At 39.2% G+C, this 14,599-nt stretch carries 10 protein-coding genes; 4 read left to right on the forward strand and 6 right to left on the reverse strand.

The features are described from left to right. Nucleotides 1-17: 17 nt before the first annotated feature. Nucleotides 18-539, reverse strand: a complete 522-nt coding sequence (locus B3600_RS08890; RefSeq protein WP_286752731.1) for a 30S ribosomal protein S16 — start codon at nucleotides 537-539, stop codon at nucleotides 18-20. Between the two features lie 442 nt (nucleotides 540-981). On the opposite strand from B3600_RS08890, the gene B3600_RS08895 reads away from it, so the two are divergent. Both B3600_RS08895 and B3600_RS08900 read left to right on the forward strand, forming a co-directional pair. Further along, the gene (locus B3600_RS08895) at nucleotides 982-4,332 is read left to right on the forward strand and encodes a UvrD-helicase domain-containing protein (protein WP_286752732.1); all 3,351 of its coding nucleotides are present in this window, start codon (nucleotides 982-984) and stop codon (nucleotides 4,330-4,332) included. A gap of 7 nt (nucleotides 4,333-4,339) precedes the next feature. Continuing rightward, nucleotides 4,340-7,219, forward strand: coding sequence for a PD-(D/E)XK nuclease family protein (locus tag B3600_RS08900; protein ID WP_286752733.1), 2,880 nt, complete (start codon nucleotides 4,340-4,342; stop codon nucleotides 7,217-7,219). Between the two features lie 106 nt (nucleotides 7,220-7,325). Here B3600_RS08900 and B3600_RS08905 read toward each other — a convergent pair whose 3' ends face one another. The 3 genes from B3600_RS08905 to B3600_RS08915 all read right to left on the reverse strand — a co-directional run bounded on the left by B3600_RS08905 (nucleotide 7,326) and on the right by B3600_RS08915 (nucleotide 10,374). Further along, nucleotides 7,326-8,195, reverse strand: coding sequence for a cupin-like domain-containing protein (locus B3600_RS08905; protein WP_046673643.1), 870 nt, complete (start codon nucleotides 8,193-8,195; stop codon nucleotides 7,326-7,328). Between the two features lie 422 nt (nucleotides 8,196-8,617). Further along, the gene (locus B3600_RS08910) at nucleotides 8,618-9,388 is read right to left on the reverse strand and encodes a uroporphyrinogen-III synthase (protein ID WP_046673642.1); all 771 of its coding nucleotides are present in this window, start codon (nucleotides 9,386-9,388) and stop codon (nucleotides 8,618-8,620) included. An 11-nt stretch (nucleotides 9,389-9,399) separates the two neighbouring features. Further along, nucleotides 9,400-10,374, reverse strand: a complete 975-nt coding sequence (locus B3600_RS08915) for a DUF4271 domain-containing protein (RefSeq protein ID WP_286752734.1) — start codon at nucleotides 10,372-10,374, stop codon at nucleotides 9,400-9,402. Between the two features lie 121 nt (nucleotides 10,375-10,495). Here B3600_RS08915 and B3600_RS08920 point away from each other — a divergent pair, with 121 nt between their 5' ends. Together B3600_RS08920 and B3600_RS08925 are read left to right on the forward strand one after the other, a co-directional pair. Next, nucleotides 10,496-11,059 (forward strand): DNA-3-methyladenine glycosylase I, encoded by a 564-nt coding sequence (locus B3600_RS08920; RefSeq protein WP_046673739.1) that lies wholly within the window; start codon nucleotides 10,496-10,498, stop codon nucleotides 11,057-11,059. A 104-nt stretch (nucleotides 11,060-11,163) separates the two neighbouring features. Further along, nucleotides 11,164-11,661, forward strand: a complete 498-nt coding sequence (locus B3600_RS08925) for a hypothetical protein (RefSeq protein ID WP_070570331.1) — start codon at nucleotides 11,164-11,166, stop codon at nucleotides 11,659-11,661. 44 nt (nucleotides 11,662-11,705) lie between these two features. Here B3600_RS08925 and hpt read toward each other — a convergent pair whose 3' ends face one another. Both hpt and B3600_RS08935 read right to left on the reverse strand, forming a co-directional pair. Beyond that, the gene (hpt, locus tag B3600_RS08930) at nucleotides 11,706-12,245 is read right to left on the reverse strand and encodes a hypoxanthine phosphoribosyltransferase (RefSeq protein WP_046673639.1); all 540 of its coding nucleotides are present in this window, start codon (nucleotides 12,243-12,245) and stop codon (nucleotides 11,706-11,708) included. A 27-nt stretch (nucleotides 12,246-12,272) separates the two neighbouring features. Continuing rightward, entirely contained in the window at nucleotides 12,273-14,447 is a 2,175-nt protein-coding gene (locus B3600_RS08935) for a transglycosylase domain-containing protein (protein WP_286752735.1), read from the reverse strand. Nucleotides 14,448-14,599: the final 152 nt, after the last annotated feature.

Consider the following 14,599-nt stretch of genomic DNA (forward strand, 5'->3'; position numbering starts at 1 on the left):
AATACTTTATGAAAGAATTAACCTTCAGTTTCTTCTGATGCAGGAGCTTCAGTCTCTTCAGTAGCAGTTTCTTCTGCTACAGGAGCATTTTTAGCAGCTACAGCAGCAGCTTTTTCTTCTTTTTTCTTAGCTTCAGCCACTAAAGCAGCTTTTTTAGCTTCAGCTTTAGTTTGTGCTAAACCATCTTTTTTACCAGAGATTCTAGCTTCTTGAGCGTCAGTCCAAGCTGTAAATTTAGCTTCAGCAGCAGCTTCATCAAAAGCACCTTTTTTCACACCACCTTGCAAGTGTTTTTTGTAAAGAACACCTTTGTAAGAAAGGATAGCGCGAGCAGTGTCAGTTGGTTGAGCACCTTTATTCATCCAATCCAAAGCTTTTTCAAAATCCAAAACGATAGTTGCTGGATTTGTGTTTGGGTTGTAAGAACCAATACGTTCGATGAATTTACCGTCACGTGGAGCGCGAGAATCCGCTACGACTACGTGGTAAAAAGGACGTCCTTTTTTACCGTGTCTTTGCAATCTGATTTTAGTTGCCATTTTTTAATTTTATTTTATGTATTCAACATATCCCCCGAGCTTCATACTAGAGGGGATGCAAAGATAGTTATTTTTTTTTAATCAGCGTTATAATTTAATAAAACTTCACTGAAAACGACAGGGTTAGCTTCTTTCAGTAACCACTTTCAGGTTAAACACGTCCTACGCACGTTAAGATTTTGCTCTTACCATACTGTAGGTGAAACAAGTCTTTCAAAAAATCAGTGTACAAAATAGCCCTTTTCTTCAAAACTTTCATGACTTCGCAGATACCAACAGCAATGATAGCAAACTGAAGGTTCTTTCTGGCCAATAAAATAAGACACTTTCAAAAAAAAGCTATTTTACCAAATGTAAACAGGATGAACCGCTTGTGTACTTTCCCTTCGAAATAGTCACTGACATTTTTGCCAATTCACTTTTTACTTTCTACCTTCATTCTATGAAATCTGTTGCGCCATTAAAAATACTCAAAGCTTCGGCCGGTTCAGGAAAAACCTTTAGCTTAACTTTACACTATCTCACACTCCTACTATCCAACGAGAATAGCTATAAGGAGATTTTGGCGGTCACATTTACCAATAAGGCAACCGCTGAGATGAAGGAACGTATCCTTTCGGTACTCCATGGCTTGGCAACAGGCGATCGTAGCCTTAAAATTGAAGATTTCAGAAAGCTTCTACTCGAGCAACAGCCAGATTGGAACCCGCACCTGATACAAGAGAAAGCTTACCGTGTCTACCGTCGTATCCTACATGACTATAGTCATTTTACCATAAGTACAATTGATGGTTTTTCCCAAAAAGTCATTCGTGCATTTACTTATGAACTCAATCTTGATGCAGCTTATAAGATTGAAATGAATGTCAATAAAGTGAAAAATGACTTAACAGTCATGCTTAATCAATTGCTGGATGAACGCCCCGACTTACTTGACTGGATTATAGCGTATGCGGAAAAGAAAATAGCAAAAAATGAAAATTGGAACTACCGCCAACAATTAATGAGTTTGGCAAGCCTTATTTTCTCTGAAAACTTCCAGGAATTTGACGGCTATATCAACTCTGCTAATCCCAAGGAGGTTTTTAATCTCCTGAATCAGGAGGTTGAACAGAAGATAAACTCCTTTACCGAAGCGCTCTCCATGACGATTGAAGCGTTTAGTGAAACGTTCAAAAACTTTAACATCTCCGAAAATGACCTGAAAGGCAAATCGCGCAACAAAATAATCTCCGCAAGCAAAACCAACAAAAAAACGGAAAAACTGAGCGCTTCTGAAATCGCCAAAGTATTGGAAAGATACCTCCAATTGATCGATAATGAGGATGCTTTTACAGATAGTGACAAAAATATACGTTATGATCTTATCGCCGCACTAAGCCCCATCCTGGCATCTTTCCAAAAGCTACATGATAATCTATCCGCTTACATTGCGTATCAAGCGGTACAAAGTAATCTCTATTACCTACGCCTGCTCAAGGAAATGAGCGACTTACTGACACAATGGCGACGGGACAATGGCGCTCAATTAATCTCTGACTCACAAATTCTATTAAACAAACTCGGATTGGATGAAAATAGCGATCCAACATTTATCTGGGAGAAGATTGGCAATCGTTTTAACTACTTTTTGTTTGACGAATTTCAGGACACTTCGCGTATCCAATGGAAAAACTATAGTCCGCTTTTGATTAATGCATTGGCCGATGCCAAAGGCACAGTGAGCGAACACCTGATCGTTGGTGATGTCAAACAAAGTATCTATCGCTGGCGAAATGGTGATTGGCGAATTTTACTCCAACAGGTAGAACAACAGATTGGTCATACCTTTCACCTGGACGAGGATAGCAAAACAACCTTTATCGAAAACGGAAGCCTCGACACCAACTTTAGAAGTCTTCCAAATATCATTCATTTAAACAACTACCTCTTTAGTAGTATTCCCCAACATCTACAGCAGGTACTGAATGAAAAAGTATCCGAAAACCTCGATGAAGAAGGTAAACAGTGGTGGATTTCTGCCGGCAATGACAACATGTTGGTCAAAGCTTATGAAAACAGTCAACAAGAGGTCCCTGAGCATAAAAAAGGAAAACTTGACCAGTTAGGATCTATTGAAATCTCCTACATTCCTGTCACTGATGGACGCTATCGAAGAAATCAGGTTGTTGAAGAATCGCTCCTGCAGCTATGTCAAAAAATAGGCGACTGGATCGGCAGCGGTCGTTATCAGGCTCAACAGATCGGTATCCTGGTACGGAGTAATGCGCAGGCTAAATTGGTGATCCAAAAGCTCATGGATTTCAAAAAAGAGCAACAGCTTACATTTGAAGTGATATCAGGCGATGCATTATCCCTAGCGAGCAATGATGCTGTAGGATTATTGATCGAAACGTTGAAGGCTTTAGTCTATAATTCGGACAAACATACCATCCATAAAGCAAAGATGGTCTATCTCTACCAGCATATTCAAAATAAGACAATCGATCAAAATGCATGGTTAAAATTTGCTAGCAATGACATCCGTACCCTGAAAGATTATCTCCCTGAGGCGCTGATTGACTCCTGGGAAATGGCACAGAAGCAGCCTTTAGTCCATTTAATTGAGAAACTTATTGAAATCTACGGTTTTACAACCAAAGACAATATCCACCTCCCCTACCTCCTAGCTTTCAAGGATATGATCTCAGCTTTCTCCACCAATGGCGAACGTGGCATTATACAGTTCCTGGAATTTTGGGAAGAGGATGGCAATCGGGCTGTGCTCCCTTCCAACGGAGAAATTGATGCGATCGAGGTAACGACAATCCACAAATCAAAAGGCCTGGCTTATGATGTTGTGATGATTCCATTCTGTTCGTGGGATCTTGACGGCATGATTAATGGCGATTTTTGGATCGAGACATCAGATACCCCTTTTGCCCAATTGGGAAAAATTCCAATAAAATATACTTCCACGGTCGGCAAATCAGTATTTTTCAAGCAATATTTTGAAGAGATGCTGTTCAACTACATGGATGCCCTCAATACATTGTATGTAGCAACAACACGTGCTGTTGAACACCTCTATATTACGGCACCTTCCTTCAAAGAATCTGTTGACAAGAAGACGGGCGAAATTACTGGTTATGATATCAAAGATGAATATATCAGCGATGTACTCTATCAGGTCTTAGAGACTTCAACATCCCCGTTTACACTGGAAGAAAGAGGCATATATATCGATCAGATAATCGAACGAAAAAAAAGTCAGGCTCAAAAAAACAATATTATTTCCCTTCGCCATTATCCCATTTCCAAAGAATTGGAAATGGCCTTAGAAAAATCCAGTACGCGCAACATCAACGATATTATGATGCTGGAGAAAGCCGCGCAGTACGGCATATTGGCCCACGATATTATGGCCCAAATTTCAAAGGAAGAAGATATCCACAAACTGGTACGCCAGCTGATTCAGGAAGGCATCCTCTCCAAGGAAGAAGAGCCTTTTCTCATGCAGGAAATCAATCAGATCTGGCAGCACCCCATGATCAATAAATGGCTCACAGGAAACTATAAAATCTGGAACGAAGCGAGCATCATTACCGCCAAAGGAGAGACCATTCGTCCTGATAAAGTCTTCACTTCCAAAGAGGAAACAATTGTACTGGATTTTAAATTCACACAAACAGACTATATCGGACACAAATATCAAGTCGACAATTATAAAAAGAATTTGGAGAACCTGGGCTACAGCAACGTTAAAGCCTATCTCTACTATGCGAAATCAAATCAATTAACTGAAGTAAAATAACAGCACGATGCAAACAGCCTTTCTAAAATTAGTAGCAGCAGACATTCAAAAGCGTTTTGGAAACGACCTGAGTGAAATAGCCATCGTGTTTAATAATAAACGGCCAATTACCTATCTCAAAAAACATCTTTCTGAAGTGTACGGACAGGCCATTTGGTCGCCACAGTTCTTTACGATCCAAGAGTTTCTTAGGCTTTCGACCGACGATACCGAAGCCAGTCCTTTAACCCAATTTTTCCACCTGTTTAATATTCATAATGAGTTATTGGTCGCTGAAGGCAAACTACCAGAAACGCTGGAAGAATTTTATCCGATTGCCGAAATTATATTGAGCGACTTCGGCCAACTGGATTACGACCTCGTCCCCATCGAGCAGATTTACTTAGAACTTTATGACAATACCAAAATCGACATCGCTTTCCAACATCTCACACAAGAGCAGCAAGGGTTTATCCGTCAATTTTGGCAGTCTTTTTCTATTGCGGGGCATAGTGGAGTACAAGAGCGTTTTCTTCAACTTTGGAAAAGACTGCCCGTATTATATGATCGATTCAAAGAAAAGCTTAAAACAGAGGGCCAAACAAACTATCCGACAGTCTACCGTGATCTGGTTGAAGGTAAGGCTACGCATCAGCAGTTTGCATCTTCCTTCCAGCACATCCTTTTTGTCGGTTTCAATGCACTGAACAAGGCCGAAACAAAATTATTTAAACAATGGCAGGATGAAGGCCGTGCATTATTCTACTTTGATGCCGATGCCTATTACCTCGAAGACACGATGCAAGAGGCCGGCCTTTTTATTCGACGTAATATTTTTCAAACAGGTTTGGTCAACGCTTTAGGCGATAGCCCGAATATTATTGGCAATAGGACCTCAACCGTAAATCTATATGCCAGCACCGGAAAGATCAGCCAAACAAAATTGCTGTATGACATTCTCGAACGCAATAATAAAATGGAACAAACATCCGCCATTCTCCTAGCGGATGAAAACCTACTTGTCCCTTTGCTGCAAAGTCTACCCGAGGTCAAACCCAATATCACAACAGGATATCCCTTGACACAGTCTCCAATTTACGGAATACTGGACCTATGGCTGGAAGTCCATTTGGAGATATCCCAGTTCAAGAAACGGAAGATTCCTTATCAGATAATAGAAACCTTCATCAACCATCCGCTCAGTATGGTTTCTTTAGCCGACAAACTTCAGATTCAGAAGGAGATTGCCGATAAACAGCTCTTTGAGATCGCATTGGAGGAACTTCATATCAAAAGCTCTTTGCCTCAATTTTTTGTACCGATTGACAATTCAGCCTATTTGATACCCTCGCTCATCCTGCTCGTTGATGATCTGTTGCACAGTATTTCTTCTCAGGAGCGTATCCGCCAAATTGACAACAACCTCCTGATTGAAACAAAGAAAACATTGAATCAGCTGCTATTGGGCTTTGAAACTGTTGCTCCATTAAGTATCAGCTTCCAAATCGGCTTGATTAAAAAAGCCATCGCCCCAATAAATTCGGCCATAGAAGGTGATCCCCTAGAAGGTATTCAGATAATGGGGCTCTTGGAAAGTCGTTGTTTAAATTTTGACAACGTCTATATTCTAGGAGCAAATGAAGGCATTCTACCCAAAACGTCAAATTCACCTACTTTTATTCCTAACAGCCTAAGAAGTGCTTATGGGCTTCCCATATTAGAAAATCAGGATGCCTTGTCGGCCTATTTATTTTATCGCCATTTTCAATACAGTGAAGGAATACATATTTTCTACAATGGCTTGGTTGACGAAAGCTCTACTGGCGAAGAAAGTCGCTTTATCAAACAGCTGGAGTTTGAAAGTAAATTTAGATTTGACCGAAAAATTCAGCAACAGACCATTCAATTTGCGGATAAAGCCCAAGAAATTGTTATTGAGAAGCGTGGCGAGGTTTGGGAAAAGATGTACCAGGACTTTATCGTCAACCAGAAACGGATATCTGCAACGGCACTGACGACTTATCTGCAGTCCCCGTTGCAATTTTTTCTAAAACATATTGCCGGCATTAAAGAGCCCCCTTCCATCTCTCAGGAATTTGAGATGAATAAACTGGGAACTGTCATCCACAATGTGATGGAGAAGATATTCCTACCGTTCAAAGGACAACAGGACTTTACGCCCACAAGTGTCTTGCAGAAGCAGTTCGACAAGGTAGAGGCACAGGTGATCCGTGAAATAGGCCTGCAATATCAGATCGAATTAAAGGCAACAAATGATTTAAACAGCTTGCAGCGGATCATGCTGAAAATTGCCTGCGAGTATGTCAAGATGTATCTCGAATATGACATCAACAACTACAAAGCATTTCGGATTATTGAACTCGAGAACGACAACGATTATGTACTGCCCTTTCCTATTCAGATCAATGGAGAAGAACAACAGGTCACACTTTACGGTATTATTGACCGGGTAGACGAGGTCGTAACACACGACGATCGTATTATCAGTAGAATTGTCGATTACAAAACAGGTGGTGATTCGATCATGTTTAAAGGAATTGATCAGGTATTTGCGCCAAACACCGAAAATAAGGCGATGGTCCAAACCCTATTTTATGCCTATGTATTCGAACAGAAGACAGGAAGAAAACAACTTGAACCCCATCTCTATGTTGCGCGTAAAATGCGGGAAGAGGGCACATTATTCAGTGGTAAAGAAGGGGTATTGACCGATGAATTCCTTGCTTTCCAGAAAGAGAATTTTGTCGAATTCTTGCGGGATACTCTTCAGGAAATCTTTAATCCGGCTATTCCATTTCGACATAATCCGGACACGGTAGTTTATCCAAGCGACCCTTATACACTATTCTACCGGGAAGCGAGTAAATGGGCTGATGCAGAAGAATAAGTACAACAAAGGCTTTAATAGGGAGAGATAAAACTAAATGCGGTACATCAGTGGTACATAAGTGTATTTAAAAACAAAAGGGGAATGTAAAATTCCCCTTTCTATATTAACGTTTGTTTCTTTTGATTGCATTATTGGCTCGGCGTTTCGCCGTTTTGATTTTGTAGTGGAACCAATGGTCTTTGAAGATCTTTCGCATGGTATTGTCAAAATGTCTCGTGATAAACAGATTACGCGCCCCCTTCAACTTTTCACTGATCGAATTTGCTAATGCCCTAACAGAAATCGAATAGCCCTCTGTCTCATATTGAATGTAATGCCACCAGCCTGCTGGCATATATAAGGTTTCGCCAGGATGAATGACTGCTTCATAACCTTCTAGGTACTTAATTCCGGGATATTCCTCTTCACTACTATATTTTGGGTTGGCAATACTATGAAAATTGTAGGGCAATTTGTACATCAAATCAGATTGATCATTCGGAAAAAGCCAAATACGTTTTAATCCTTGAAATTGAGAGATAAATACGTGTGACATATCGATATCGAAATGATTACGGGTACTTGACCCCTCTCCACCAAAGAACATAAATGGCAACCATTGCAAGACCTTACCTCCGGTGACATCATTATAAATAACATCGTTTTTCAGTTCAGGACGTATTTTGAGCAGATTGAACAAAAACAACCGTAACTCAGTAGGTTCTTTTGTGATCAGATCCAAATACTCTGCAAATGTCATATGGCCAACAGGAGCACTGGCAGCACGGTCCATTGATTCCTCCTCTTTTCCATAGACATCTATTTTTATATCTCCTGCGATTTCCTTAAAGTAATCATAACTCCATTTCTTCCATGCTGGACTTTCTGCACTGATAAAATCTGATATAATTACAGGAAAACCTGGTTTCAGATAATTCTTTAAGAAGTCCTCTGATTGAATGCCCGAAATTTTATCAACTTGCTTTAACTTCACGACTGACTAATTTTGCTTAATTACAAACATAAAAAAAATATTTCTATCAAATTTTAAAAATATTGCCTATGCTTTATTTTTAATTGGAACAAATTACTCCTAGCAATTTAATAGAAATATATTTAAAATCTCCATGACCTTCGTCACTTTTATTACTTTTTAACATCATCGATTCGACTCGCAACCATTTCTACCCCCTTAAGATAAACATATTATTCATCTATCTTTTACAAGAGGAACATACCACAGCTATTGATCATCTGCCGATACGTAAAATTGTCGTCGTACCGACATCGATTCGGAATGATAAAACGCCCTTCCCCATAGAAGTCTTTAGCGATTTTGTGGTCCTTAAAATTGCATAAATAACAAAAAAAGGGTCTTAAGAACCCTTTTTTTGTTATTTACCTTATGTTAGGCTACTACTTATTTACCTTTTTGATATATTCTTCGACAGCCATCGTCATACTTGGCGCTTTTGGTGTTGGAGCAGGGATATCTAAAATTAATCCGTGATCTAAAAGAGCCTGTTGCGTAGAAGCGCCAAATGCTGCAATCCTTGTATTATTCTGCTTAAAATCAGGGAAGTTATCATATAAGGACTGTACACTTGAAGGACTAAAGAACACGATAACATCGTAGAAAACATCTTTCAAATCCGTCAAATCGCTTACCACAGTCCTAAAAAGCACAGCTGGTGTAAATTTATAGCCGTTTTGTAGTAACCAATTACTTGTTTCCTCATTAGCAACATCCGAACAAGGGAACAAAAAATTCTCCCCTTTGTGTTTTTTCAATACCTCTTCAAGGTCTTTCGCGGTCTGTTTACCAAAGAAAATCTTCCGTTTTCTATATTGAATATACTTCTGAAGATAAAGGGCAATCGTCTCTGAAATACAGAAATATTTCATTTCTGCAGACACTTCAAACCGCATCTCTTCGCAAATTCTAAAATAATGATCTACAGCATTTCTACTCGTAAATATTACGGCAGAATAATCTGCTAGATTAACCTTATCCCTACGCACATCTTTGGCAGGAACTCCTTCTACGTGTATAAAACCTCGAAAATCTAATTTTAACCCGTATTTCTTTGCTAAATCATAATAAGGGGACTTATCGTTTTCAGGTTTTGGTAAAGTCACCAGTACACTTTTTACCTTCTTTGCTCTTTCTACGTCTGAAGTTTGCATATTAACCAGTTTTAGCTCAATAATCTTAACAGTATTAATATTGGTGCTATTTCTAGGCAACAAAGGTACAAAATTAAATAGGAAATTGAAAATTTATACATGGACATAATATGAGTCGCTGTCTTAAGAAATCGATAGAAAAAGAGTAAGGCCGCTCCAACGATGGCCAAATGCAGCACCACACCCACCGATGTCAAAGGCACAAGACTCAAAATTAATAATACAGGAAGCATTAAAAAAAGTGTATTGAAATAAATCAGATACAGCACGGTCACATATTCTTTTACCAACTTTCTGATTTGAAACACAAAGGATAAGAACCGAATAAACCCGATTTTTAGTGCAAACAAAGCGCCAACCATTCCCACAGTCTTCATATAATTGGGAAAAGTAATAAAATCAAATCTATTTAATTCATACGCATAAAATAGACTTACAAATAAGCCTATTGCCCCAGAGAATAATATAAACAGAAAAATAAATGGCCAAGATGTCAGTATCGTATCCTCCTTACTTACTGATAGTAAGACCCGATCGTCCCAATAGCCCTGAAAAACCAATTTGATATCTGACGGGAAGAATACCCGAATCATCCCAACACCAAAAATTAATGCGAGAACTGTAAATAAAATCCAATTTTCACGATGAGCCTTGAGCGTGCCATATTGCCGATCCAAATTGCTATTTCTTAATTCACCCTGAAAATACTGCTTTACATCAAAATTATAAATGTTATGAACCTTCAGCCCTTCCCCGTTCACGGTTACGATCCGATATTGATTCTGTAACGCAGGGTTCAAAGATGCCAAGACTTTCTGGTTTGGCGATTCAACAGAATCTTTTACTACATTTAGACTATCGGCCTTAACTGTGCTGCTGTTTTGTACAACCGCCCGAAAAGTCCGCCGCTGCGCATTCAATCCCGTAATTGAAAATAGCAGAAGCACTACAAATAGAAGATGATATTTGAAGATAGTTACGCTCATTAAAATGAATTCTCTTAACGGCAATGAAATACTCATGAACCGTCTCTATTCGAAACTCTTTAATTTTGGTCGTAAAGTTAGGATAAAAAGTTATATTGCATTCAAAAAATCTTCAGAGAACATGTACAAAGAAATCATACGTTGTCAATGGTGCGGTTCTGATCCGCAATATGTAGACTATCACGATAAAGAATGGGGGCGACAAGTCCGCGATGACAAAACTTTATTTGAATTTTTGATCCTGGAGTCTGCACAAGCTGGCTTAAGCTGGATCACAATTCTTCGTCGAAGAGCAGCATACCAAGAAGCTTTTGCCAACTTTGATGTTGATCAAGTCGCGGCCTATACCAATGAACATGTTGCGAGGCTTTTGAGCGATTCGGGAATCATCAAACACAGGAATAAAATTGAATCCACCATTACCAATGCGCAACATTTCAAGAAAATCCAAGCAGAATATGGTAGCTTCTATGACTACTTATACAGCTTTTTGCCCGAAAAACAACCGATTGTAAACCACTGGAGCAGTTTGCAACAGGTACCTGCAACGACAGTTATTTCTGATAAGATAGCAAAAGATATGAAGAAAAGAGGGTTCAAATTTTTCGGCTCTACCATTTGTTATGCGTATATGCAGGCCGTTGGAATGGTGAACGACCATATCGAAACCTGTTCGTTTAAATAGGCTAGCCAGTAAAATGCGCATCGATTTCGCAAATCAATTTGAAAGAATCAAAACAAGTGCTCTACCCCATAAAAAACGAACCTTTAAGAACAGAAATGCCAGCTATGAATCAAATCGACCTAACACAAAACCAATTGGTATTAAAAGAAAAAAAGGGACCGCTAGTTGCCAGAATATTCATCTATTTACTGACCATAATGACGATAATTCTCCCATTAGGCGGCTTCATTGCCAATGTTCTCAATGACGGGGTAACACTTATGAGTGTTGTCTTCTATGGTATATTCGGATTAATAGCATGGTATATGATCCGGGTTTCACTATGGAATACCTATGGCACTGAAATTATTCATTTTCAAAAAAACAAATTTAATTACGCAGCTAACTACCAATGGTTTAAAGGAAGTCTAAAAGAATTTGATTTTGAAAAGATAGACTTTACAATACAAAAAGCGGGCTATGAAGAAGATCATAAAGGTGTCTTGGTCATTAAATTTGATGAAAAGGAAATGTTTGAAACTGTCTCTAAATTCCCCTTGTCTGATCTGGAAATTTTGCTCATCAATCTGAAAGCATTATACAGCGATCAAACGCTTGAATAGAGCGAAATTCTACCATTAAAATCTAACGATCACTTGATAGCACATTAGATTGCTACGTTTTTATAAATATCGGGGAGATTCCGACAAAGACCATTAAAGTCCATACCATACCCAACTACAAATTCCTTACTTATTTCAAAGCCAACATAAGTTAGTTCCTCAAAATGATACTGCAGTGCCTCAGGTTTAACCAAAAGTGCGCAAGCAATCACACTGGCTGGATTTAATTTTTTTACAGCATCCAAGGTGTATTTGAGTGAATGCCCGGAGTCGACAATATCTTCTACAATAATCACATCCCGACCTTCAAGGTCGATACCAAGTCCTAAAAGCTCGTTTAATTCAGATTGTCCCGTTCCAATATAAGATGCCAACTTAATAAAGGACATCTCACAAGGAACATCAATTTGCTTAAGCAAATCTGCCATAAACATAAAACATCCATTCAAGACACCTATAAAAACAGGCAGTTTGTGTTCATAACGCCGGCTTATATCAATCCCCATTAGGCGCACTCGCTTCTGAATTTGTTCTTCTTCAAATAAAGGTTCGAAAAGCAATCCGTCAATTTCTATCTTTTTCATGTTAATATCCTTCTTTCGTCACAGACACTATTTGTGTGCGTCGTTTTGTTTTTCTTCTTTTTTACGTCCCAATATCTTGTCAAATAGCGATCGTTTTGGTTTCTCTGGTTCAGTCGCCTCCTCATCTTTCTTTTCCGTTAGATCCATTTGTTTTAGCTTCTTTGGAACAGATACACTTTCAAGATTATCGGCAGGAGAGCTACTTTCGAGACGATCGAACAACAATGGATCATCTCCCATATCAAATACATCAACCGAATCTACCACAGCTGGTCGAGCTGCCCGCAGATGCGGTTGCAGAACAACTTCATAAAAACCATAATTTGAAGTTGTTGAATCCACACTAATCTGCCCTGTTTTGGTCATAATATGACCATAGGTATTAAAATAGCGCAACATATTCCCTTTCAGGTGCCCTGTCCAATCAAAAAAGTTGAGTCCTTTTTTAGGTCGTGGAACGATACTGGACAAAAATATACTCTCTCCAAGCCCCAACTGTGCCGGTGTTTTTCCAAAATAATAGCGCGCAGCTTCGGTGATACCATATACATTATTCCCCCATTCGATGACATTCAGGTAAACCTCGTACATGCGTTGTTTGCTGACTTGCTGTGAACGCTCCATCAGCCATACCAGCAAAATTTCTTCCAGCTTCCGCACAACGGTCTTATTCCGATTTAGAAAAACATTTTTTACCAGTTGCATAGATATCGTACTCGCCCCGCGCTTAAACCCTTTTTCCTTGATATTTGTAGCAATGGAGAGCTTAAAAGCCTTCTCCTCAAAGCCCTTGTGTTTAAAGAAAAAGGGGTCTTCTGTATTGATCAAACTAATCTGCATATAACGGGATATTTGATCTAGCGGTGTAAAATTAGGGTTTTGAGGCCCCACCACAATCTCCCGCATCGGCTTACCATCTTCGTAAGCTGTATACGTGAAAGGCGTATTTAGCATCGCAATATCAGCCTCTCCCCATTTAACGACTTTTAAATCCCTATCATCCATTTTGGAAGAGAAAAGAAGCTTTTCGGGCTTTTTTATTTCGAGCGCAAAGTTTAGATCGTATTGAATATGCCCCTCCACCTGAATACCGTCTAAACCTGGAAATAATCCAACTGGCATGGCATCAAAAAAGTGCTGTGCCTCGATCTTATCTGTGTGTATGGCTAAGAAGAGCTCTTTCTCCGGCTTGTGCACATACTTGACATAAGGGGAAAACACAAAATCTTTGACCTGTACGGTACTTTCTTTACTCACTTCAATCGATGATGCTCCAATATTCAATGCCCCCTGCATGATGGCTTCAGGAAAGATGACATCTTTACTAGAAATACGCCAGTGATTTACTTTCAAATTTTTAAAGCCCCATTGCCCATGCAATTCCAGCAATTCCTTATTCCTCCTGTGCGCCTTGTCCAGTCGGAAGGATATTTCATCAAAACTTACTGCAAGACCAAATTTGCGTTGCAACAAGGGAAGATTGACCTCCTTTTTATCAGAAAAAAGGCGAAGGTCACATTCTTGATTATCCGAATCTATTGTTCCAGTCAGATTCCAGGCCGCTTCATGGTCGTTTAGCAGGAACTTCGTTTCCATATCTCCACCGTCGATCACCGCAGAGGGAATGACAATGCGCTGTGAAGTGCTGTCATCGCGATAGGAAAGCTCAAGATTCTTGAGATCAAGATCATTTGGAACCTTAAAAAACACATTTTTCAACAATCGATCTGCTAAAGCTGCCAGATTCTGTTTTGGATTATCATTTTCTACGGTATCTTTTTTCTGTTTCTTGAATAAGAAATCGTAGTTACTGACCGAGTCTTTTTTAACAAGAGAAACGGTCCCATTATCCAAAATAACCTGCCCCAATTTTACATCTCCGAATAGCAAAGGCCACAATTTTACAGATACCGTAAGATCATTGATTTGTGCCAATTGATCGCGATGTCTGGGCAACAATTGTATATTCTTAAACTGTACTGCACTAATTCCCTGGAAGGCATAATATTGGATCTTCAATTCCATATCATACTTTTCAAGCAACTTTGCTTTCGCTTTGTTGATTGCTCCCATGAGCATGGCATCTCTTTTCTGATAAGCATAGGCACCAACTGCAATAGCCAAAACCAGCATAGCAGCTAGCGCAATATAAAGCCATCGCCACTTGCGGGACTTAAAAGATGTTATAAATCGATTGGACATAATTATTACTTAATGCAAATTCGTGCATATCAACAGTCAAACTTAGATAAATTAGCTTTTATATGCAATTTAATTGCGTGGCATATATACGTAATTTATCGATCTCTCCTCTGCCTATTGAGGAATTTATTTATTGAGGAATTATACATGAA

Source organism: Sphingobacterium sp. UBA2480 (assembly GCF_002341965.1).
GTDB lineage: Bacteria > Bacteroidota > Bacteroidia > Sphingobacteriales > Sphingobacteriaceae > Sphingobacterium > Sphingobacterium multivorum.

What these genes read in the sequence shown, in the direction of transcription:
- B3600_RS08925 (WP_070570331.1), top strand. Translation starts at nt 11,164, where the DNA reads ATGAATCAAATCGACCTAACACAAAACCAATTGGTATTAAAAGAAAAA.
- B3600_RS08915 (WP_286752734.1), bottom strand. Translation starts at nt 10,374, where the DNA reads ATGAGCGTAACTATCTTCAAATATCATCTTCTATTTGTAGTGCTTCTG.
- B3600_RS08900 (WP_286752733.1), top strand. Translation starts at nt 4,340, where the DNA reads ATGCAAACAGCCTTTCTAAAATTAGTAGCAGCAGACATTCAAAAGCGT.
- B3600_RS08920 (WP_046673739.1), top strand. Translation starts at nt 10,496, where the DNA reads ATGTACAAAGAAATCATACGTTGTCAATGGTGCGGTTCTGATCCGCAA.
- B3600_RS08890 (WP_286752731.1), bottom strand. Translation starts at nt 539, where the DNA reads ATGGCAACTAAAATCAGATTGCAAAGACACGGTAAAAAAGGACGTCCT.
- B3600_RS08895 (WP_286752732.1), top strand. Translation starts at nt 982, where the DNA reads ATGAAATCTGTTGCGCCATTAAAAATACTCAAAGCTTCGGCCGGTTCA.
- B3600_RS08935 (WP_286752735.1), bottom strand. Translation starts at nt 14,447, where the DNA reads ATGTCCAATCGATTTATAACATCTTTTAAGTCCCGCAAGTGGCGATGG.
- B3600_RS08910 (WP_046673642.1), bottom strand. Translation starts at nt 9,388, where the DNA reads ATGCAAACTTCAGACGTAGAAAGAGCAAAGAAGGTAAAAAGTGTACTG.
- hpt (WP_046673639.1), bottom strand. Translation starts at nt 12,245, where the DNA reads ATGAAAAAGATAGAAATTGACGGATTGCTTTTCGAACCTTTATTTGAA.